This window comes from Pseudomonas sp. BJa3, assembly GCF_026343815.1.
In the GTDB taxonomy this organism is placed as follows: Bacteria; Pseudomonadota; Gammaproteobacteria; order Pseudomonadales; family Pseudomonadaceae; genus Aquipseudomonas; species Aquipseudomonas soli.
On record NZ_JAOXMC010000002.1, the window covers coordinates 18012 to 41459 of the forward strand.

General features: G+C 67.7%; 9 protein-coding genes. 6 read left to right on the plus strand and 3 right to left on the minus strand.

The features are described from left to right. The first annotated feature begins 176 nt into the window (after positions 1-176). Positions 177-1520 carry an OprD family porin gene (locus tag OH705_RS01910; protein ID WP_023631817.1) on the plus strand — a complete coding sequence of 448 codons (1344 nt, stop codon included), beginning with the start codon at positions 177-179 and terminating at the stop codon, positions 1518-1520. A 98-nt stretch (positions 1521-1618) separates the two neighbouring features. Here OH705_RS01910 and OH705_RS01915 read toward each other — a convergent pair whose 3' ends face one another. Beyond that, on the minus strand, positions 1619-2992 hold the full coding sequence (locus OH705_RS01915; RefSeq protein WP_094011072.1) for an MFS transporter: 1374 nt from the start codon (positions 2990-2992) through the stop codon (positions 1619-1621). A gap of 393 nt (positions 2993-3385) precedes the next feature. Here OH705_RS01915 and quiC point away from each other — a divergent pair, with 393 nt between their 5' ends. Further along, on the plus strand, positions 3386-5293 hold the full coding sequence (gene quiC, locus OH705_RS01920) for a 3-dehydroshikimate dehydratase QuiC (RefSeq protein ID WP_267300765.1): 1908 nt from the start codon (positions 3386-3388) through the stop codon (positions 5291-5293). Between the two features lie 125 nt (positions 5294-5418). Continuing rightward, positions 5419-6081, plus strand: coding sequence for a TetR/AcrR family transcriptional regulator (locus OH705_RS01925; protein ID WP_038705885.1), 663 nt, complete (start codon positions 5419-5421; stop codon positions 6079-6081). Positions 6082-6152: 71 nt separating this feature from the next. Here OH705_RS01925 and OH705_RS01930 read toward each other — a convergent pair whose 3' ends face one another. Together OH705_RS01930 and aroQ are read right to left on the minus strand one after the other, a co-directional pair. Next, positions 6153-6998, minus strand: a complete 846-nt coding sequence (locus tag OH705_RS01930) for a shikimate dehydrogenase (RefSeq protein ID WP_046856017.1) — start codon at positions 6996-6998, stop codon at positions 6153-6155. Next, positions 6995-7444, minus strand: coding sequence for a type II 3-dehydroquinate dehydratase (aroQ, locus tag OH705_RS01935; protein ID WP_094011074.1), 450 nt, complete (start codon positions 7442-7444; stop codon positions 6995-6997). Before aroQ ends, OH705_RS01930 begins: the two co-directional genes overlap by 4 nt. 216 nt (positions 7445-7660) lie before the next feature. Here aroQ and mqo point away from each other — a divergent pair, with 216 nt between their 5' ends. The 3 genes from mqo to OH705_RS01950 all read left to right on the plus strand — a co-directional run bounded on the left by mqo (position 7661) and on the right by OH705_RS01950 (position 23429). Then, entirely contained in the window at positions 7661-9235 is a 1575-nt protein-coding gene (mqo, locus tag OH705_RS01940; protein WP_031316761.1) for a malate dehydrogenase (quinone), read from the plus strand. A gap of 349 nt (positions 9236-9584) precedes the next feature. Next, positions 9585-10733, plus strand: a complete 1149-nt coding sequence (locus OH705_RS01945; RefSeq protein WP_023632777.1) for a substrate-binding domain-containing protein — start codon at positions 9585-9587, stop codon at positions 10731-10733. Between the two features lie 207 nt (positions 10734-10940). After that, positions 10941-23429 (plus strand): filamentous hemagglutinin family protein, encoded by a 12489-nt coding sequence (locus OH705_RS01950; protein ID WP_267300770.1) that lies wholly within the window; start codon positions 10941-10943, stop codon positions 23427-23429. Positions 23430-23448 lie beyond the last annotated feature (19 nt).

Below are 23448 nucleotides of genomic sequence, written 5' to 3' on the forward strand. Positions count from 1 at the left end.
AGGTCCCCCGGCTGCGCATGACACGATTGTAATGCCCCCATCACCTTCCCGTTATCCGCCAGCGGCGAGCATCAGGCTTGGCCAATGGGGCTGGGTGCGTGCGCATCTGGCCAGACCAGGGATGCTCCAGCGCCAGGGCCTGACAACAAGAACAGCCGCAATCGAAGGAGCAGTGGATGAAGAGCAATCCGACACTTTCCCTGGCCGCCCTGGTGGCGCTGGCCGGCTTCGGCCCGGCGGCCTGGGCCGCAGAAGAGCAGAAGGAAGGGTTCATCGAGGGCAGCCGCCTGAGCGTGCTCAACCGCAATTACTATTTCAATCGCGACCATCGCGATGGCCCGGCCCCCACCTACAACAGTGGCAAGGACAGCGGCAACGGCTACTCCGAGGCCTGGGCCCATGCCGTGATCACCCGCTTCGAGTCCGGTTTCACCCAAGGCACGGTGGGCGTCGGGGTGGACGCCTTCGCCATGCTTGGGCTCAAGCTCGACACTGGTGGCGGGCGCAACGGTGGGCGCAGCTCGTTCGACGTGCTGCCGGTGGACCGCGATGGCCAGGCCCGCGACGAATACAGCAAGCTCGGCGGCGCGGCCAAGGTGCGCCTGTTCGACACCGTGCTGCGGGTGGGCGATGTGTTCCCGGTCAACCCGGTGGTGGCGGCCGGCGACTCGCGGCTGTTGCCGGAAAGCTTTCGCGGCGTGACCCTGGAGAACACCAGTGTGCAAGGCCTGACGTTGCAGGGCGGGCGCCTGCACGCCATGAGCCAGCCGGTGTCCAGCAACTTGCGCGACAACTTCGTGACGTTCTACGGTGGCCCGGTGGATTCGCCGTGGATCGCCTACGGCGGTGGCGACTACGCGATCAACGAAAACGTCAGCGTCAGCCTGTTCGGCAGTCGCTTGAAGGATGTGTGGAACCAGTACTACGCCGGCACCAGCGTGACCTGGCCGTTGTCCGACGAGCTGGCGCTGATCGGCGGGTTCAATTTCTACAACGCCAGGGACGAAGGACGTCAGCGCCTGGGCCAGTTCGACAACGACATCTGGAGCGCCAAGCTCGGCGTGCGCTACGGCGCCCATACCCTGGCCCTGACCCACCAGCGCAACAACGGCGACGACGACTTCGACTACCTGCGCCAGTCCGATTCGATCTTCCTCGACAACTCCATCCAGTACAGCGACTTCAACTCACCGAAAGAGCGCTCATGGATGCTGCGCTATGACTTGAACATGGCCGCCTACGGTGTACCGGGGCTGTCGTTCATGACCCGCTATGGCCGTGGCAGCGATGCCGACTACAGCCATGCCAACGCCTACTACATGCGCCGGGATGGCAACGGCGACCCGCTCACCGACCAGAAGCGCTGGGAGCGCGACATCGAGGTCAAGTACGTGGTACAGACCGGCGCGGCCAAGGACCTGGCACTGCGCGTGCGCCAGGCCACCACCCGGGCGACGGCCTTCGAGTCGGACCTGGACGAGGTGCGGGTGATCGTCGAGTACCCGTTGTCGATTCTCTGAACCACCCGGATTCACCTTGAGAAGCCCCGTGCTCCTTTGGTTGCTGGTGAATGTCTTGACGCCTCTGACGAGGCGTCTTTTTTTCGGCACCGCCGATGTCAGTGGCCGAACGCTTTCAGGCTGCCCTTGCGGCTCGCTTCATAGGCTTCCCGCGCCATGGGTTGTGCCTGCGGGTTGCCCAGGTCTTCCATTGCCAGCCGGTGGGTTTCCGGTGCCAGGTAGGCGGCCAGCGCGCACACGCAGGTGATGAGAAACGCCAGCCCGCCGACCACCAGCGGGATATTGTCCGAACCCGGCGGCGCGACTGCGGCGAACAACGCCGGCAGCATGGCGGTGATCATGGTGCCGAGGTTCTGCGCGATGGCCATGGCCGAGACCCGGTAGCGGGTGTGGAACAGCTCTGGATAGAAGCTCGGGAACACCGCGTTGTAGCCCTGGTAGACCATGCCCCACATGACGATCGAGGCGGCGAAGGCCAGTGGCACGTTCTGGATGCTGATCGCATACAGGTAGACGAACGCCAGCAGGCCCGAGCCCAGGCAACCGGCGATCATGGTCGGGCGCCGGCCGATCCTGTCGCTAAGGTTGCCGACGAAGGGGATCACCAGCACCGCGACGATGTTGCCCACCACCGGGATCCACAGGTACACGCTCTTGTCGAAGCCGATGCCGTAGGCCGGCTGCACCGCGTAGGCCGCGCCGAAGATGGTGGCGACCACCGGGATCACGTTCATCAGCGCCATGAACATAACCAGCACCATGTGCTTCCAGCTGTGGCGGAAGGCCTCGCTGATCGGCGACTTGGCCACCTTGTCCTGTTTCTCTTCCCTAACGAAGGCCGGGGTCTCGTGGACCTCCTTGCGAATGATGAAGCCAGCCACCAGCACCAGCGCGCTCATCAGGAACGGAATGCGCCAGCCCCAGTCGTTGAAGGCCTCGCTGGGCATGAAGTAGGCCAGCGGCAGGAACACCGCGGCGGCCATCACCTGGCCGGCCTGCACCCCTTGCAGGGTGTAGCTGGCGTAGTAGCCACGGCGGCCGAACGGCGCGTGCTCCATGATCATCGAGCTGGCGCCGGAGATCTCGCCGGCCACGGCGAAGCCTTGGACCAGGCGCAGCAGTACCAGCAGCGCCGGGGCCAGCAGGCCGACATCGTGGTAGGTCGGCAGCAGGCCCACGGCCATGGTCGACAGGCCCATCAGGAACATGCACAGCAGCAGCACGTTCTTGCGCCCGCGGGTGTCGCCCCAGTGGCCAAGCACGAAGGCGCCGACCGGGCGCGCCAGGTAACCCACGCCGTAGGTGGCCAGCGAGGCGATGATGGCCATCTTCGGGTCGGCGGACGGGAAGAAGATCTGCGGGAAGATCAGCGCCGCGGCCTGGGCGTAGATGAAGAAGTCGTAATACTCGAGGGCAGAGCCGATCCATCCGCTGGCGGTGGCTTTCTTGGCTTGGGAGCTTGAGCGGGCCATGTTGTCTCCGTTGTTCTTGTCAGGGGCCGGGTTGGTCAGCGCTTGAGGCGCGGGCAGGGGCTGTGTGGAGAAGACGAACGAGGCGGCGCGGATCGCAGGGCGAGCAAGGTGTGCATAGTTCGGTACCCGTTTTCTTGAACTTATTATGTGGTGACGTTGGGTAATGCAGCGCAGGTTCCGCCGAACGACCGGCGTGGCGGCGAGAAGGGCTGGCGGGCCTGCGACTGGTGTTCATGGTTGTTCACGGGGGTGGGTGAAGCAATTCGCTGGAACGGGTTTTGTTCGGTAATCGAACAAAAACTAACTGTTCCGTACAAAGTTCGTTGCCGGGGCGACTTTACCTGCGAATAATCGATCGTGCCAGGCCTCACTCAATAACAAGGAACACCCGCCATGCACCGTTCGATCGCCACCGTTTCCTTGAGCGGCACCCTGCCGGAAAAACTCGAAGCCATCGCCGCCGCCGGTTTCGACGGCGTCGAGATCTTCGAGAACGACCTGCTGTACTACGCCGGCAGCCCCCGCGAGGTGCGCCAGTTGTGCGCCGACCTGGGGCTGGCCATCACCCTGTTCCAGCCGTTCCGCGATTTCGAGGGCTGCCGCCGTGACCGCCTGCGCAAGAATCTCGACCGCGCCGAGCGCAAGTTCGACCTGATGCAGGAACTGGGCACCGACCTGGTGCTGGTGTGCAGCAATGTCCAGCCCGACGCCCTGGGCGACGAACAGCTGCTGGTGGACGACCTGCGCCTGCTCGCCGAGCATGCCGGCGCGCGGGGCCTGCGCATCGGCTACGAGGCCCTGGCCTGGGGTCGCCATATCAATACCTGGCAACAGGTGTGGAACCTGGTGCGCCAGGCCGACCACCCGGCGCTGGGGGTGATCCTCGACAGCTTCCATACGCTGTCGCTCAACGGCGACCCCAGCGGCATCCGCGATATCCCCGGCGAGAAGATCTTCTTCGTGCAGATGGCTGATGCGCCGATCCTGGCCATGGACGTGCTGGAATGGAGCCGGCACTTCCGCTGCTTCCCCGGGCAGGGGGAAATGGACCTGGCGGGCTTCCTCGCGCCGGTCCTGGCCAGCGGCTATCGCGGCCCGCTGTCGCTGGAGATCTTCAATGACGGTTTCCGCGCAGCGCCACCCCGGCAGAACGCCGCCGATGGCCTGCGCTCGCTGCTGTACCTGGAGGAAAAGACCCGCCGCCAGCTCGAGCGCGAGGCGCGGGCGGTCGAACCGGGCGTGCTGTTCGCGCCGCCGGCCGCCAGCCGCTACGACGGCGTGGAGTTCCTCGAGTTCGCCGTCGACGAGGCGGTCGGCGCACGCCTGGGCGCATGGCTCAAGCGCCTGGGCTTCGCCGAAGCGGGCGAGCACCGCAGCAAAGCCGTGCGTCTGCTGCGCCAGGGCGATATCAACATCGTCCTCAATGGCGAACCTTATTCGTTCGCCCACAACTTCTTCGAAGCCCATGGCCCGTCGTTGTGCGCCACGGCGTTGCGGGTCAACGCTTGCCAGGACGCCCTGCAGCGCGCCATGGCCTACCGTGGCCAGCCGTTCCGCGGCCTGGTCGGCCCCAACGAGCGCGAGATCCCGGCGGTGCGCGCGCCGGACGGCAGCCTGTTGTACCTGGTGCAGCCCGACGGCAACGGCCAGGCCCTCTACGACACCGATTTCCGCCTGGACCCGACAGCCCGCGCCAGCGGTGGCCTCAAACGTATCGACCACATGGCCCTGGCGTTGCCGGCCGAGGCCCTGGACAGTTGGGTGCTGTTCTACAAGAGCCTGTTCGACTTCACCGCCGACGACGAGGTGGTGTTGCCCGACCCCTATGGCCTGGTCAAGAGCCGTGCCCTGCGTAGCCACTGCGGCACCCTGCGGTTGCCACTGAACATCTCGGAGAACCGCAACACCGCCATCGCCCATGCCCTGGACAGCTATCGCGGCTCCGGCGTGCACCACGTCGCCTTCGACTGCGACGACATCTTCCGCGAGGTGGCCAGGGCCAAGGAGGCCGGCGTGCCGTTGCTGGAGATCCCGCTGAACTACTACGACGACCTGGCGGCGCGCTTCGATTTCGACGACGAGTTCCTCAGCGAGCTGGCGTACTACAACGTGCTGTACGACCGTGATGTCCAGGGCGGCGAGCTGTTCCATGTGTACACCGAGCCGTTCGAAGGGCGCTTCTTCTTCGAGGTCCTGCAGCGCAAGGGCGGCTATGCCGGCTATGGCGCGGCCAACGTGGCGGTGCGTCTGGCAGCGATGGCCAAGGCGCGCAGCGGGGCAGGGCGCAAGGTTGTGTTGTGAGCCAGGCCCTTGGCCGGCGACGGGGCTCTAGGCCAAACCTGACCAGCCGACCAACACTGCGCTTCCCAGCATCGCCCGGCTCACGGATAATTGCCCGGATTACTACAACGAGCCTGTGAGTCGGTATGAGTGATTCGGTCGTCAAGCCTGAAGTCGAAGGCCTGCGCAAGACGCGCAAGAACAATCCGGAAAAGACCCGCGAGAACATTCTCCAGGCCGCCATCACCGAGTTCGTCCAGCAAGGCCTGGCGGGTGCCCGGGTCGATGCCATCGCCGAGCGCACCGCCACCTCCAAGCGCATGATCTACTACTACTTCGGCAGCAAGGAGCAGTTGTACGTCGAGTGCCTGGTCAAGCTCTACGGCGACATCCGCAAGACCGAGCACAGCCTGGACCTCGACTCGCTGGCGCCCGAGCAGGCGATCCAGCGCCTGGTGGAGTTCACCTTCGACCACCATGCCAACAACGTCGATTTCGTGCGCATCGTCTGCACCGAGAACATCCACTACGGCGAGTACGTCAAGCAGTCGCCGGTGATCCGCGAGATGAGCAGCATGGTGCTCGACGCGCTGGGCAAGATCCTCGCCCGTGGCGTTGCCCAGGGCGTGTTCCGCCCCGGCATCGAAGTGATCGACCTGCATATGCTGATGAGCTCGTTCTGCTTCTACCGGGTGTCCAACCGCCATACCTTTGGCGACATCTTCCAGATCGACCTGTCCGACGAGCAGATCAAGCAACGCCACAAGCAGGTGATCTGCGAGGCGGTGATGCGTTACATCAAGGCCTGAATGCAGGCGCGGGGCATGCCCGCTCGCTCTTCCATGGGAGCGGGCATGCTCCGCGATGAGCTGCCTGGCGACTAGAACCTGGCGAAATGCGCCTGCATTCGCGCGGCATCCGCCGGGCGTCCACTGAACAGCTCGAACGCCTTGACCGCCTGGAACACCGCCATGGTGCCGCCATCGAGAGTGCGGCAGCCCAGGGCCCGGGCCTGGCGCAACAGCTCGGTCTCCAGCGGGAAATAGATGATCTCCGCCACCCATAGCCGTGCGTGCAGCAACGCCGGCGGCAAGGGAGTGCCCGGCAGCTTGGCCATGCCCACCGGCGTGGTGTTGACCAGACCATCGGCGCCGGCCAGGGTCTCGCCCAGATCGCTGCCGAGCATGGCACGGCCAGCGCCGAAGCGCTGCGTGAGATTGTCCACCAGTGCCTGGGCGCGGGCCGGGTCCACCTCGAACACGTGCAATTGTTCGACGCCTTCGGCCAACAGCGCATGAGCCACCGCCGCGCCTGCGCCTCCCGCGCCCAACTGCACTACGCGCCGTCTGGCCACGCCGGGCAGGCCCCGGCGCAGACCTTCGGCGAAGCCCAGGCAGTCGGTGTTGTGGCCGACCCGCCTGCCATCGCGCAGCACCACGGTGTTCACCGCGCCGATACCACGGGCCTCGTCCGACAGTTCGTCGAGCAACGGCAGGATCGCCTGCTTGAACGGGTAGGTGATGTTGAGCCCGCTGAATCCGGTGCGCTGGGCCGCGTCGAGCAACGCCGGCAGGGCGCTGTCGTCCAGGCCCAGTTGGTCGGCGTCGATCAGCCGGTACAGGTAGCGCAACGCCTGGGCATCGCCTTCGTGTTCGTGCAGCGCCGGTGTGCGCGAAGCCTGGATGCCACGGCCGATGAGGCCGGCAAGGATACCTTGGGCGCTCATGCCGCGTGCTCGCGCAGCTGTTCGCTGAAATAGCCCAGGGCCATGCGGTAGCCCTGGCTGCCAAGGCCGCAGATCACCCCCACGGCGATGCTGGAGACGAACGACAGGTGGCGGAACGGCTCGCGCTTGTGCACGTTGGACAGGTGAACCTCGATCACCGGCAGCTCGCAGGCCACCAGGGCATCGCGGATGGCCACCGAGGTGTGGGTCCAGGCGGCGGGGTTGATCACGATGCCGTGGCAGCGGCCACGGGCGGCGTGAATCCAGTCGAGCAGCTCGCCTTCGTGGTTGGTCTGGCGGAACTCCAGTTCCAGGCCCAGCTCGCGAGCGCTGCCGGCGCACAGGCTGGCCAGGTCGGCGAGGGTTTCATGGCCGTACTGGGCGGGTTCGCGGGTGCCCAGCAGGTTGAGGTTGGGGCCGTTGAGCACGAGGATTCGGGGTGTCATGGCGGGTATCGCTTTGTTGTTTTTGAGTAGATCGATATTTGTACTATCTGGTTAGTTTCGTCAAATCCCGGAGCGTTGAAAACGGGCGATTATCGAACTCGCGCTGCTGGCCTTGTCGCGGGGCAAGGGGCCAGAAAACACAGCGACCATGCCCGAGCAAAACACTCGGCTAAGCTTGTCCTCCAGGCGCACGGAATGACCAATACGGGAGAGCACATGAACATCCAGAAAACGCCCAGATGGGCATTGGCGGCCCTCACCCTGGCCCTGGGGCTGCATGCCCAGGCCGCCGACAGCAAGCGCGTCGATGTGCTGCTGGTGGGCGGCGGCATCATGAGTTCCACCCTGGCGGTGTGGCTCAACGAGCTGGAGCCGGGTTGGTCGATGCAGATGGTCGAGCGCCTGGACAAGGTGGCCGAGGAGAGCTCCAACGGCTGGAACAACGCCGGCACTGGCCACTCGGCGCTGGCCGAGCTCAACTACACGCCGGAGAAGGACGGCAAGATCGACATCAGCAAGGCGGTGGAGATCAATGAGTCGTTCCAGGTCACCCGTCAGTTCCTCGCCTGGCAGGTCAAGCAGGGGGTGCTGAAGAACCCGCGTTCGTTCATCAATACCACCCCGCACATGAGTTTCGTCTGGGGCGACGACAACATCCGCTTCCTCAAGAAGCGCTACGAGGCGTTGCAGGCCAGCCCGCTGTTCAAGCCGATGCAGTATTCCGAGGACCACGCGCAGATCGCCAAGTGGGTGCCGCTGATGATGCAAGGGCGCGACCCCAACCAGAAGCTCGCCGTCACCTGGACGCCGATCGGCACCGATGTCAATTTCGGCGAGATCACCCGCCAGTACGTGGGCTACTTGCAGACCCGGCCGAACTTCGACCTCAAGCTGTCCAGCGAGGTGCAGGACATCAGTCGCAACGACGACGGCAGCTGGCACGTCGAGTACAAGAACCTCAAGGACGGTGGCACCGCGACCACCGACGCCAAGTTCCTGTTCATCGGTGCCGGCGGCGCCGCGTTGCACCTGCTGCAGAAGTCGGGCATCGACGAGGCCAAGGACTACGCCGGCTTCCCGGTGGGCGGCTCGTTCCTGGTCACCGACAACCCAGCCATCGCCCAGCGCCACATGGCCAAGGCCTACGGCATCGCCGCCACCGGCGCGCCGCCCATGTCGGTGCCGCACCTGGACACCCGGGTGCTCGACGGCAAGCGCATGATCCTGTTCGGGCCGTTCGCCACCTTCTCCACCAAGTTCCTCAAGGAAGGTTCGCTGCTTGACCTGTTCGCCAGCATGTCGCTGCACAACACCTGGCCGATGGTGCGGGTGGGGGTGCGCGAGTTCGACTTGGTGCAATACCTGATCGGCCAGTTGATGCAGTCCGATGATGACCGCTTCGCCGCCTTGCAGACCTACTTCCCCGAAGCGAAGAAGGAAGACTGGCGCCTGTGGCAGGCCGGGCAGCGGGTGCAGATCATCAAGAAAGACGACAACCTGGGCGGGGTGCTGAAGCTGGGCACCGAGGTGGTCACCGCCAAGGACGGCAGCATCGCCGGGTTGCTCGGCGCCTCGCCGGGCGCCTCGACCGCGCCGCCGATCATGCTCGATCTGCTGAACAAGGTGTTCAAGGACAAGGTGGCCACGCCTGAGTGGCAGGCGAAGATCAAGCAGATCATCCCGTCCTACGGCATCCGCCTGAACGAGCATCCGGACAAGGTCCAGGAAGAGTGGAGCTATACCAGCGAACTCCTGCAACTGGCATCGCCCAGCGAGGTGGCCGCGCCCTGAAGACCCGGCCATGACCAACCGGCCACTGTGAAGTGGCCGGCACTGCCACACTGTTTTTTCTCCCCTTGGCCAAACTCCCGAGTGCCTGATCCGCCATCCTCCGGACCGTCCCCTCCCGTACCGCCTGCGCCGGCTCATGGCCAGCCCGCCACAAGCCCGAAAAGCGCCCTCAGACACCCGAGTCTTTCCCCGCCGAACTCCCGATGTTTTTTCCTTTGCCTGTCACCACAAGCTGCGAATGTTGGCCCCGTGGACAGGCCTCAGCCCCTCTGGATCAGGGTATACGGCCTGTGGCCACGGCAATGCGCGACCCACTCAACGTATGAACACGACGATAGGAGATTGCTTCATGTTTAAGCGTACTGTGATCGCCGCCTCCCTGGTGGCTGCTACCCTGGCTTCGGCCCAATCCATGGCTGCTGTTGTCGGTGGCGGCGCCACCCTGCCGGAAAACCTCTACAACGGCACCTCGAGCCTGCCGCGCCTGCTGCCGGCCGACTTCAGCTACACCGGTGTCGGCAGCGGTGGCGGCAAGACGGCGTTCCTGACCAACGCAGCGGCCTCGATCAACCAGCCAGCCGGCACCAACGTCGACTTCGCCGGCAGCGACTCGGTGCTGAGCGCTTCGGAACTGTCGACCTACAACAGCAGCAAGGCCGCCACCTGGGGCAAGCTGGTGCAGATCCCATCGGTGGGCACCTCCGTTGCCATCCCCTACAAGAAGTCGGGCGTGACCAACCTGCAACTGACCGGCGCTCAACTGTGCGGCGTGTTCTCCGGCACCACCACTACCTGGGGCCAACTGCTGGGCACCGCCGATACCACGCCGATCAAGGTCATCTACCGTTCCGGCAGCAGCGGCACCACCGAGCTGCTGTCGCGCTTCCTGGCTGACTCCTGCCCATCGTCCTTCGTGGTCAGCAGCACCTTCACCACCGCCAACGTGGGCAGCGAACCGGCCACCTGGCAAGCCGTCGCCGGCAGCGCCGACGTGGTCAACGCGGTCAACGCCACCGATGGCACCATCGGCTACGTCAGCCCTGACTATGTCGCCACCAGCAACAACGCCGTGGTCGCCCGCGTCAGCAAGAACGCCATGGCCGCCGGCACCGCGCCGCTGCCAACCGCCGCCAACGCCCGCACCGCCCTGGGTACCGCTGTCGCCCCGAGCACCGCCGCCGACCGCGCCGACCCAAGCAAGTGGGTGCCGATCTTCAACGCCGGTGGCGTGGTACCGACTTCGGGCTACCCGATCGTCGGCTACACCAACCTGCTGGTCGGCCAGTGCTACCAGACCGCCGCCGATGCCACCGCCATCCGCAGCTTCCTGACCGATCTGTACACCGGTGCCAAGGCCGCCACCATCGCCCAGCACTCCTTCGTCAGCCTGCCGGCCGCCTACGCCGCCGAGATCAAGAAGGTGTTCCTGGACAACGGCTACAACGAAGGCACCAACATCGCCAACGCTTCGGTCTGCAACGGTATCGGCCGTCTGTAAGCGTCACGCGAAGCGCCAGGCCCGCAACGGGCTGACAACCGACGGTGGCCGGCACGGCACCGTCGGTTTTCGCGTGTGCGCGTACCCCAGGCAGATGAACTTTGCATGACAAAGCTTCGGTCTGCGGCCAGGCCGACTGCCTTATGGCAAAGCGGCATCACCGCCGCACCGACCTGCCTTCCATGACCCTGCACAAGGAACCCTGCAATGTCGCGCGGCCAGCACCAGCCAGACCTACCAGCCACCGTCGCCCACCGGCGTCGCCAGCCTGCAGGCCACGCGCCGATGCTGCTCAAGCCCCTGGCCCAGGCCATCGCGCTGCTGTTGCTGTCAGGCACGGCCCAGGCCGCGCAGCCGTTCAGCTCGGCCTGGTTCGCGGCCAAGGGCGCGGCGCCCGCAGCCGGTGGTGGCGCTGCAGGTGGCCAAGTGCAGGTGCCCGGCGCGCCGCCACCGCTGGCCCAGCAGCAGCGCCTGCAGCAACGGTTCCAGCGCTCCCTGGGCAACCTCGACAACACCGTGGCCGCCATCGCCGCGCAGCAGGCGGCTCAGGCCGCCGGCCGCACCTTGGCGCAGGTGCAGCCGCAGACCGTGCCCAACGGCCTGGGCGAGGGCGGCCTGAAGGTCGACGAGAACCCGTTGACCAAGGGTTGGCAGAACGCCAAGGCGCCGCAGCAGAGCCAGGTGGGCGGCAAGACCCAGGTGCTGATCGAACAGACCGCCGACAAGGCGATTCTCAACTGGGAGACCTTCAACGTCGGCCGCGACACCACGGTCAAGTTCGACCAGCAGGCGCAGTGGGCGGTGCTCAACCGGGTCAACGACCCGAACGCCCGGCCGAGCCAGATCCACGGCCAGATCGAGGCCCAGGGCACGGTGATGCTGGTCAACCGCAATGGCGTGGTATTCGACGGCAGCAGCCAGGTCAACGTGCGCAACCTGGTGGCGGCGGCGGCGCAGGTCAGCGACGAGCAGTTCCGCGAACGCGGGCTGTATGTCGACAGCAATGGCAGCCAGGCCACCTTCACCCAGGCCGGCGGCAAGGTCGTGGTGCAACGTGGCGCGCAACTGCAGACCCGCACGCCAGCCACCTCCACCGAGGGCGGCGGCTATGTGCTGCTGTTGGGCAGCGAGGTGAACAACGAAGGCCAGATCATCACACCCCAGGGCCAGGCAACGCTTGCCGCCGGTGACGACTTCTACATCCGCCGGGGCAGGGGCACCCAGGCCAACGCCTTCTCCACCACCCGTGGCAACGAGGTCGCCAGCAGCCTGAAGCCCGGCAGCAGCAGCGGCAGCGTGGTCAACAACGGACTGATCCAGGCGGCAGGCGGTGATATCACCCTGACTGGCCATGCCGTGCGCCAGGATGGCGTGGCCCTTGCCAGCACTGCGGTGGACAGGCGCGGCAGCATCCACCTGCTCAACCCGGCCAGCGACACCAGCGGCTCGGTCAGTTTCGGCAAGGGCAGCGTCACCGCCGTGCTGCTCGACGACAGCCAGGCCCTGGACAGCCAGCGCGAGGCCTCGCGGCAGGGTGTGGATGGGGTCAGCGGCAACAATGCCACGGGCCGCTTCGACAACCTGAGCAAGGTCATCGACCGCCCCGAGCAGTCGCGGGTGGAGGTGGTCAGCGGCGGCACCGTGCATTTCCAGGAGGGCGCCCTGACCCTGGCCACCGGCGGCCAGGTGGCCGTCAGTGCCGGGCTGCGCAGCCTGGTGGACGATGGCGCGCGCATCGACGTGGCCGGGGCCCTCGGGGTCAAGGTGGCGATGGAAAGCAATGTCATCAAGATCAATGTGCAGGGCAACGAACAGCGCGATGCGGCCGGCAACCGTGACAAGGGCGGCCTGATCAACCGCGATGTGTGGGTGGACGTGCGTGAGCTGGTGCATGTCGAGAAGGGCATCAACGGCTATGCCAGCGAGCGCTGGTACACCGCCGGTGGCCTGCTCGAGGTGGGCGGTTACCTGGGCACGCGCAACCACAGCGTCGGCGAGTGGATGGCCCAGGGCGGCACGGTGACCTTTACCGGCCAGGACCTGGTGACTCGCGCCGGTGCCGAGATCAACCTGTCCGGCGGCACCCTGGCGGTGCAGGACGGCTACATCCGCCAGAGCTGGCTGCGCGGTGAGGACGGCCGCCTTTACGAACTGTCGAGGGCCCCGGGCGACCTGCTCTACAACGGCCTCTACAACGGCTACGAGGCGCACAGCGCGCGCTGGGACCAGACCCGCACCTTCTACAACCCGCTGATTGCCCCCGGTCAGCGTTACGAGCAGGGTTATACCGTGGGCCGCGACGCCGGCAGCCTGGTGGTGGCGACCCAGAGCGCGCTGCTCGATGGCCAACTGATCGGCCAGACCTGGCAGGATGAGCGCCAGGTGCAGGCGCCGGTACGCGGGCGCGACGGCTATCGCCAGGTACACACTGCCCGGGCCCAGGGCGCGCAACTGGTGATCGGCCAACAGCTGCCCGGCTACCTCAGCGACGCCAAGGAGCTCGGCTTCAGCCTGACCCCGGTCATGCAGCAGGTGCTGATACGCCAGGGCGCCGGGGGGCAGAGCGCCGACGTCGGCCTGCAGGCACCGTTGGCTGAGCGGCGCCGTGGCCAGCTGGCAATCGACAGCGACTGGCTCAACGGATTGGAGCTAGGTGGTTTGAGTGTTGCCGCCCAGCGGCGCATCGAGGTCGATGATGCCGTGCGTCTGGCCGATGGCGGCAGCCTGACCCTCTATGCCCCGCAAGTCCAGGTCAATGCCGACCTGACCGCCAGGGGCGGGCAGATGGCCTTGGGCGATGTGCTCCGCCAGCGTGTTCTCGCCAGCCTGCAGGACCAGGCGCTGGCCACCCCGGCAGGGCTGCGCGCGCAGGTCGGCGTGGGCGCCGGGGTGCGCCTGGATGTCAGCGGTCTGCGCAGCGAGGGCATGGACTCAGGCGAGCGCGCCTGGCGCAACGGTGGCAGCCTGAGCCTGCGCAGCAGCGGCGATGTGCTGCTGGACAGCGGCAGCGTGATGGACGTGTCCGGCGGCGTGGTACGCGGCGAAGCCAACCGCCTGCTCGGTGGCAGTGGCGGCAGCCTGACCTTGCACAGCAGCGCGTTGAACAGCGCCGGGACCGGGCGGATGCGCCTCGACGGTGAGCTGCGCGGTTACGGCAGCAGCGGTGCGGGCACCCTGACCGTGGCCGCCGAGCGGGTGAGCGTGGGGGGGAGCGCGCAGGGCGAGACCGGCGTGCACCTGGCCGAGGACTTCTTCAACCGTGGTTTCGCGCATTACGCCATCACCGGCAACCATGGCCTGAGTGTGGCCGCCGGCAGCCGTATCGACGTCACCCGGCCGGTGGAGCAGCTCGACGCCAGCCGGCCGCTCGGCGATCCGGCGCTGATCGTGTTGGCGCCGCCGTTGGCGCAGAACGCGGTGGCCGGCAAGCTGGAGCCGCGCGCCGGCGCGAGCCTGGCCTTGGCGGCGGGAGACAGCCGCTTCGACCAGGCGAGCCGTGAAGCGGCGGTGCTTGAGGTCGGGCGCGGCGCGACGATCAGCGTCGACCCCTTGCAGTCCATCAGCCTGACCAGCACCGCGCAGTTGAGCCTGAACGGTACCCTCAATGCCTGGGGCGGCAGTGTCAGCCTGCTGCAGCAATGGTTGCCGACCATGGACTCCGGGGTGACGGAAGGGGCGCACCAACGCTCGATCCGCCTGGGTGACCAAGCCCTGATCGATGTGTCCGGGCGGGCGTTCAGCGCCCTGGATGCGCAAGGTCGCCGTTATGGGCGGGTCGACGCTGGCGGCAGCATCGTCATCGGCGGGCAGATCGACCATGACCAAGGTACCAGCAACGGCGCCTACCTGTTCCTGGACATGGCCGAGGGCGCTCGCCTGCGCGCCGATGGTGCCCAGGCCACGCTGGATATCCGTGGCCAGGGGCCGCTGGCCATGGCCAGCAACGGCGGGCGCATCAGCCTGGCGTCGAGCCACGGGCTGCGCCTGAACGGCAGCTTCAGCGCTGCTTCCGGTGGCCTTGGCGCCGCAGGCGGCAGCCTGGAGGTGGCGCTGGATAGTGGTCTCTACCTCAACGGTAGCCTGGTCGACGGAGTCAAGGCTCCCCGCGAGCTGGTCCTTGCCCAGGGCGCGGCCAACGTCGAGGACGGCCCGCTGCGCTATGGCCAGGGACGGCTCGACGTCGCCAGGATCAACGCAGGGGGCTTCGACAGCCTCTCGCTGCTCAGCGACGGCGTGGTGGCGTTCGACGGCGACCTCGACCTGCGCATGGCCCGCGGCCTGCAGCTGTACACCGGCTCGCTGGTGCTGGCCCAAGGGAGCGCCGGCGACGCCCGCGTCCACCTGCAGGCGCCCTATGTGCGGCTTGCCGGCAGTAACCATCGCAGCGCCGACCAGGCGACCCGGCCGACCCTCAAGGGTGGGCTGTCCACGCAAGGCAGCGCGGCGCTGTTGCAGGTCGACGCCCACCTGCTGGACCTGCGTGACGCCGTGACCCTCGGCGCCCATGGCAGCCTGGCGCTGGCCGCCGGTGGCGTATTGGACTTCGACCGCCGTGGTTTTGCCCTTGGCAGCCTGCGCAGCCAGGGCGACCTGCGGGTACTGGGCAAGGTTGGCGAAGGCACCGACAGGACCTTGCTGCGCAGCAATGCCGACCTGGAACTGCTCGCTGCGCAGATCTACCCGACCACCGGCGCCTTCGGCCAGATCGAGACGGGCAGCGACGCCACCTTGCGCATCGGCAGGGCCGGGCAAGGCACACCCGACCAGCCGTTCTCGGTGTTCGGCCGGCTGGCGCTGGTCGCCGGCAGGGTCGAGCAGGGCGGTGTGCTGCGCGCGCCCCTGGGCGGGTTGTCGCTGGGGCAGGAAACGGGGGGCACCAAGTCCGTCACCCTGCTGCCGGGCAGCATCACCTCGGTCAGCGCGGCAGGGCTGGTCATGCCCTACGGCGGGACGGTGGATGGCCTGAGCTACCTGTTCGCAGGCCAGGCGGTGAAGCTGCTGGGCGCGGCGGGTGACAGCCTGTATGGGGTATCGCTCAACGGCAAGTCCATCGACATCCGCCAGGACGCGCTGATCGACCTGTCCGGAGGCGGCACGTTGACCGGCGCCGGCTTCGTCTCCGGGCGTGGCGGCTCCACCGACGCCCGCTACCACCCGCTGATGCAACTCGATGGCGAGGGGCGCCTGGTCCTGCCCACGCTGGGCAGCAACCCGGTCTACGCCATTGTGCCGAGCTTCACCGGCCCTTATGCGCCGGTGACCGGCGAGGCCGGCGTGACGGCGCCGGGGATCGGCCAGCAGATCACCCTGGATGGCAGCGTTCCAGGCCTGGCGGCGGGCACCTACACCTTGCTGCCGGCCAGCTTTGCGCTGCTGCCGGGGGCGTTCAGGGTCGAGCTCAATGGCCTGGCCATGGCCGGGGGCAGCGCTGCCAGCCTGGCGATGCGCAACGGCTCCTGGACTACCACGGGCAGCCTGTCGGTGGCCAACACCGGTATCCGCCAGCCGCTGTCGAGCCAGGTGATCCTGACCTCGGGCGACGTGCTGCGGCGCTATTCGCAGTACAACGAAACCTCCTACGCTGCGTTCGCCCGTGCCGATGCCGTGGCCAAAGGCGTGCCGCGCGCGGCGATCGAGGCCGATGGCAAGTGGCTGAACCTGCGGGTGCAGGGCAACAACGAGGCCGGCAGTACCTTGCGCGTCGCTGGTCGGGTGAACTTCGCCGCCGCCGAAGGCGGTCATGCCGGCAGCGCGGCGGTGTTCGGCGCCCGTGGTTTCGAAGTGGTGGCCGATGGTGGCGCCGGCCAGGCCAGTGGCGAGAACATCGCGGTGTTGTCGGCCCGCGAGCTCAATGCCCTGCAGGCACCCCGGCTGACCTTGGGCGGCCGCGCCAATGTGCTCTACGGCCAGGGCGGCAACCAGATGACCTTCCTCGAAGGCACCAGTGATATCTGGTTGCGTTCGGGGGCGGTGCTGCAGGCCGGTGAAGTGTTCCTGACCAACAACGACCCGCGTGGCGGCATCGTCGTCGAGCAGGGGGCCGGGATCGTCACCCTTGGCCGAGGCGCGGTGCCGTTCGATGCCAATGACGGCTACTTCATCAACAGCAACGGCCGTGCCTTGCTGGCGGTGTCCAATGGGCGGCTGGATGTGGTGTCGTCGCAGTTCACCAGCAGCTGGTCGCCGGGCTCCATCCTGATTGGCGGTTGCAGCGCCGGCGGTTGCCAGGGCACCACCCGGCTGTATTCGGACGGCTCGTTGTTCGCCGCCACCGACAAGACCTTCAGCCTCGATGACGGGGTGGCCTTCGGGACCCGGCACCTGGGCCTGGCGGTCGGGCGGATCAACGTCGGCAGTGCCGACGCGCTGGCTCGCGCCCTGGCGGACGGCGTGCTGGGCCAGGGCCTGACCCTCAACCAGCAGGTGCTCGACCGCCTGCTGCAGGGCAGCCCGGCCGAGGCTGTGCCGGCACTGGAGACCCTGACCCTGGCGGCGTCCGACTCGCTGAACTTCTTCGGCACCACGGCGCTCGACACCTACGACCCGGTCACCGGCAAGAACCGCCTGCAGGCGCTGGTGCTCGGCGTGCCGGCCATCTATGGCCATGGCCAGGCCGGCGACCGGGCGACCATTCGCACCGAACGGCTGATCTGGAGCGGCACGCGTAACGCCGCGGGAGCGCCGATCGCGGGCGGGGCCGGCAGTGGCGATGGCCTGCTGGCAATCCGTGTCAAGGACCTGGAGTTCGGTTACGGCACCAACAGCCAGCCCGATGGCAGCGCCGACATGGCGCGCCAGACCCTGGGCTTCAGCCGCGTGGAACTGCACGCCAGCCATCAGGTGAGCGCCAACCACAAGGGCAGCCTGCTTGTCCACCACCGCCGTGGCGACTACCAGGCCAACGGCAGCTTCGCCTATAGCGGTGGTGACCTGCTGGTGGACACACCGCTGTGGACCGGCAGCGCCGGCTCGCTCAATCGTATCGAGGCCGGTGGCACCCTGCGCGTGCAGGGCGGCGGTGGCTTGCTTGCCAGCGGCCGTCAGGCCCTGGGTGCCGAGCTGAGCCTGAAGGCGCGGCAACTGCTGGTCGATGGCACCTTCAGCCTGCCCAGCGGCCGCCTGACCCTGCAGGCGCTGGACGACCTGCGCCTGGGCGACGCCGCGCGGCTGGACCTGGCCGGGCGTACCTTGACCCTCAATGACGTGACCCAGCACAGCTGGGGCGGCGAGCTGGTGCTGGGCAGCCAGTTCGGCAATATTCACCAGGCCGCTGGCGCGTTGATCGATCTCAGTGTCCGCGGCAACCGCGCCGGGCGCCTGACGGCCATCGCCCTGGGCGAGCAGGGCGGGCGCATCGAGCTGCTCGGCCAGATCCTCGGCGCGGCCAGTGGCCGTTACGACGCTGCTGGCACGCAGGTCCCGTACGCGGGCGGGGTGGTCGATATCCGCGCCCGGCAGCTGGACGACTTTGCCGGCCTCAACCAGCGCCTGAACCGCGACCAGGTGTTCGGTGCGCGCAGCTTCCAGATCAAGCACGGCGACCTGGTGATCGGCGATGAGCTCAAGGCCCAGCAGATCAACGTGTCGCTGGACAACGGGCAGCTCACGGTCAACGGCCACGTCGATGCCAGCGGCGAGCAGGTCGGCAGCATCCGCCTGGCCGCCAATCGAGGCCTGACCCTGGGCGCCGGAGCCTTGCTTGACGCCCATGGCAGTGTGCTGCGGGTCGACAGCTACGGCGCAATTATCGATGCGCCGAACCGTGCCGTGGTCGAGCTCAACAGCGGCCAGGGCCAGTTGACCCTGGCCAGCGGCGCACGCATCGACCTGCGCCACGGCATCGCCTCCGGGCAGGGCGATGGCCGCCAGCGCGGCACCCTGGAGCTGATCGCCCCACGCCTGGGCGGCGATACGGCGGGCGACATCGCCATCGACGTGCGTGGTCCGGTGGACATTCTCGGCGCGCGCTCCATCGCCGTGATCGGCAACCAGCGCTACACCGACGCGGCGCCGGGCGGCACCTCGGCCAGTGGCCGGCCGATCCAGGTCATCGACCAGGACTACTTGACCCGCAAGCACGACCTGAGTGTGCTGTTCATCGACAACCTGCTGCGCAACCGCGAGCTGCTCGACGTGCGCCTGGCCGGGCTGAACAATGCCCGCTACGCCCAGGCCCTGCACCTGCGCCCGGGTGTGGAGATCGCCACGGTCGATGCCGGCACCGACCTGGTGGTGCAGGGTGACCTGGACCTGTCCGGCCACCGCTACGCCAGCCTCAACCCGCTGACGCCGAAGACTGGCGTTTACGGTTCGGGCGAGGTAGGCAACCTGGTGCTGCGCGCCGGCGGCAACCTGGAGGTGTATGGCAGCATCAGTGACGGCTTCATGCCGCTGGACCTGGCCAGCGACGAAGCGCGCATGGACGGCAAGGGCTGGTTGCTGCTGCCCGGCAAGCAGCCGTTCGACAGCGACCTGGTGATCCCGCGCAGCGGCGTGGAGCTTGCCGAGGGCACGCAGTTCCCCGAAGGCAGCCTGCTCAACTTCGACCTGCCGTTCGCCGCCACCACCTTGCCGGCCAACCTGCGCCTGCCCAGCGCCATGAGCCTGTCGGCGCCGCTGACCCTGCCCGCGGGCACGGTACTCGAGGCCGCGGTACGTGACGCTGGCGGCAACTTGTTGTACGCCGCCGGCACGCTGCTGCGCGAGGCGGTCACCCTGGGTTCGGGCACGCACCTGGACGCCGGCAGCCGCCTGCCAGTCAGCGTGGCTGTGCAGGGTGGTATCTGGAGCAAGGGCATTGCCCTGCCCAGTGGTGGCCTCACCCAAGGCAGCGCGCTTACCCTGGCCGTGGGCTCGCGGCTGCCGGCGGGCACCGATGTCAAGCTCGCCGCAGGGGTCGACCTGATCGAGCTGCGCCCCGCAAGCAATGGCCAGCAGGGGCGTAACTGGGCGCTGGCGCAGATGTTGCCGGCAGGCTCGCAGTCGTGGTCGATGCGCCTGGTCGCCGGCGCCGACCTGGACGCCGCCGACAGCCGCATCACGCGTCCCGACATCGATGCCGGCGTGCTACGCCTGGCCGACCTGCACTACATCGCGCAGCAGAAGCGCAGCGGGGGCGGGGCTGGCGGTACCGGCATGGTCTGGGGGCCGGACAACACCTACGGCATGGAACCCGGTACCCCGGTCGCCCCCGAGGACCTGGCGTTGTGCGACATCGCCGGTTGGTGCGAGCCGGCGGTGAAGAGCATCAAGGTGTGGGGCCCCGACAACACCTACGGCATGGAACCGGGCACGCCGGTGGCGCCCGAGGACCTGGTGTTGTGCGACATTGCCGGCTGGTGCGTGGACCAGGCGCCGGGGGGCAAGAAAATCTGGGTCTGGGGGCCGGACAACACCTATGGCATGGAGCCCGGCACCCCGGTGGCCGACGCCGACATGGAGCTGTGCTCGATCCCTGGCTGGTGCGTGGAGATCGACGCGCCGACCGAGCCCGAGCGTATCGAGGTCACGCCGCAGACCCTGATGTTCAGCGTGTTGCGCACGGGTACCGGCGACCTTGACCTGCTCAGCGCCGGTGACTGGCGCATGGACTCGCTGTTCGGCGTCTACACCGCCGGCACCCAGGCGCCGTCGCTGTGGCGCGACGGCGTCGATCCGCATCAGCTGGCCCGTGGCCGGCTGGCCGATGGCAGCTTGCTCGGCAGCGCCGGCGCGCCCTATGAGGCGTTGACCGAAAGCCTGTACCGCGCCTGGTATCCGGAGCAGGGCGGCAACCTGCGGATCACGGCCGGGGGCGATCTTACCGGCAACCTGGTGGCGAGCAAGACCGGCGGCGCCCTCTCCAGGCCGCAAGTAGCATCGGCCGCGGTGGGCAACTGGCTGTGGCGCCAGGGCCAGACCAGTGCCGATACCCCGGCGGCGTGGTGGGTCAACTTCGGTACCTTCGCCCAGCAGCCCCAGGCCTCGGTGGCCGAACCTTGGCTGGTGGGCTTCACCGGCATCGGCACCCTGGGTGGTGGCAACCTGGACGTCGGCGTGGGTGGCTCGGCCGGCCTGTTGCAGGCCAGCAACACCGCGGGCGTCGAGGCCGAGCGCAGTCAGGGCCTGAACCTGGTGGTCGGCGGCAGCGGCCGGATCGCCGAGGATGGTCGCCTGGTGCAGACCGGCGGCGGCGACCTGAACCTGCGGGTGGCCGGTGGCATCAACCCGGCGTCCGCGGCCCTGGAGATGGCGCGGGTCACCCCCGACCTGGGCGGCACGCTGGTCAACCTTCGCGGTGCCCTGAATGTCCAGGCGGGCAGCGTCGGGGTGGTCAGGCAGGTGTATGGCAGCAGCTTTGCCTTCAATGACAGCAGCGAGTCGCGCGCCTACGACCCGTATACCTCGACCAAGGCCGCGGCACTGGGTGGCCTGACGCTCATGCCCGGTGATGCCGCGGTGCGCCTGGACAGCCGCGGCGACCTGGTGGTACAGGGTGTCGGTGACCCGGGCCGGGTGCCGCAGTTCAACATGACCGGCTTCCTCGGCGACAACGGTGTGCGCTACACCGGGCAGGGCAACAGCTGGTTCTCGTTGTGGCGCGAAACCACCGCCGTGGACATGCTCGCCCTGGGCGGCAATGTCACGCCGGTGAGCTTCGATGAGCTGCGTCCGGGCCGCAACCTGCCGCTCTACGGTGGCCGTCTGTTCTACCCGACGGCGCTGCGGGTGACGGCGGCCAACGGCAGCCTGTACTACGGCGGTTCGGCCAGCGAGCGCGGCATCGCCACCTCCGCCTATTCGCTGATGACCGCGCCCTCGGCGCGCAGCGACCTGCAGTTGATCGCTGGTGAGTCGATCTATGCCGGCGGCTATGTGATCAGCCAGGCGGGCACCGACACCTCGGCCATCGCCACGCCGCAACGGCCGGCAATGCTTGGCCAGGACTTCTCGTACGTGTACCGGGCCAGCAACCTGAGCGCGGATATCGCCGCGAGCCTGGATGCGTCGCCACTGTTCACCTACGGCCTGAACACCTACAAGGCCGGGTCGCGGCCGCAGACACCGGCGCGCTTCTATGCCCTGGCCGGGGATATCGTCGGCTTGAACAGCGGCGAGATCATCGAGTACCAGCAGACCGGGCTCAAGCTGTACCAGGGCGCGGGGCCGGTGCGGGTGATGGCGGGGCGCGACATCGTCAACGCCGGCAAGGCGCTGGGTGTCGAGCGCTTCGGCGCGCCAGGCATGGTGGCGGGGGACCAGGGCAACGTCTATTCCTCGGGCAACCTGGTCATCCATGGCGATGCCCTGGATGTCTCGCTGATCAGTGCCGGGCGCGACATTCGCCTGAGCACCTTCAATGTCGCCGGCCCTGGCCTGCTGGAAGTGGTCGCCGGGCGCAACCTGTTCCAGTCCGGCCAGGGCGTGGGCTCGGCTTATCAGGAGGCGGCGATCAACAGTGTCGGTCGGGTCGATGGCAGCGGTGGCGGTAACGACGGCGCGGCCATCGCCATCGTTGTCGGCGCCGGCAAGACCGGGCCGAACTATACCCGCCTGCTCGGGCGTTACCTGGGCACGGAGCAGACCCCGACGGACCAGCCGTTCAAGGTCTACGACCAGGAGCTGCAGGCCTGGCTGCGCGAACGCTTCGGCTTCATCGGCGACAACGCCGCAAGCCGTGCCTATTTCGCCGCCTTGCCCGCCGAGCAGCAGCGCATCTTTGCCCGGCAGGTCTACTTCAGCGAGCTGCGTGAAGGCGGGCGCGAGTACAACGACCTCAACGGCCCGCGTACCGGCAGCTACCTGCGCGGTCGCCAGGCGATCGCCGCGTTGTTCCCCGACAAGGACGTGGCTGGCAATTCGATCCGCTACGACGGCAGCGCCACCTTCTATGGCGGCGCGGGTATCCACACCGATTTCGGCGGTGGCATCCAGGTGCTGACCCCGGGTGGCCAGCAGGTGTTCGGCATCGAGGGCGAAGCGCCGCCGTCCACCGCCGGGGTGATCACCCAGGGCAGCGGCGATATCCAGCTGTACTCGCAGGGCAGTATCCTGCTCGGCCAGAGCCGGATCATGACCACCTTCGGCGGCTCGATCCTCGGCTGGTCGGCCCAGGGCGACATCAACGCCGGTCGCGGCTCGAAGACCACCGTGGTGTACACGCCGCCCAAGCGCACCTACGACCTTTGGGGCAACGTCGGCCTGGCGCCGAGCGTGCCGAGCACCGGTGCCGGTATCGCCACGCTCAACCCGATTGCCGAGGTGGCGCCGGGGGATATCGACCTGATCGCACCGTTGGGCACCATCGATGCCGGCGAGGCGGGGATCCGCGTGTCGGGCAACGTCAACATCGCCGCGCTGCAGGTGGTCAACGCTGCCAACATCCAGGTCCAGGGCGATGCCAAGGGCATGCCGGTGGTGGCCGCGGTGAATACCGGGGCGATAGCTTCGGCCAGCGCCGCGGCGTCGTCGGCGAGCCAGGCGGCCGAGGAGGCGGGCCGCCAGCAACAGGCCGCGTCGCGCCAGCGCCTGCCGTCGGTGATCACCGTGCAGGTGCTGGGCTTCGGTGGCGAGCGGCTGGTGCCGGGGCAGGACGGGGCGAGCCTCAACCCGCAGTACAACCGCCAGAGCCCGGTGCAGGTGCTGGGCGCGGGGGCGCTGGATGAGCGGGCCAAGGCGCAATTGACCGAGGAGGAGCGGGGCAACCTGTTGCTGTGAGGGGCCGCGCCACGGCCCC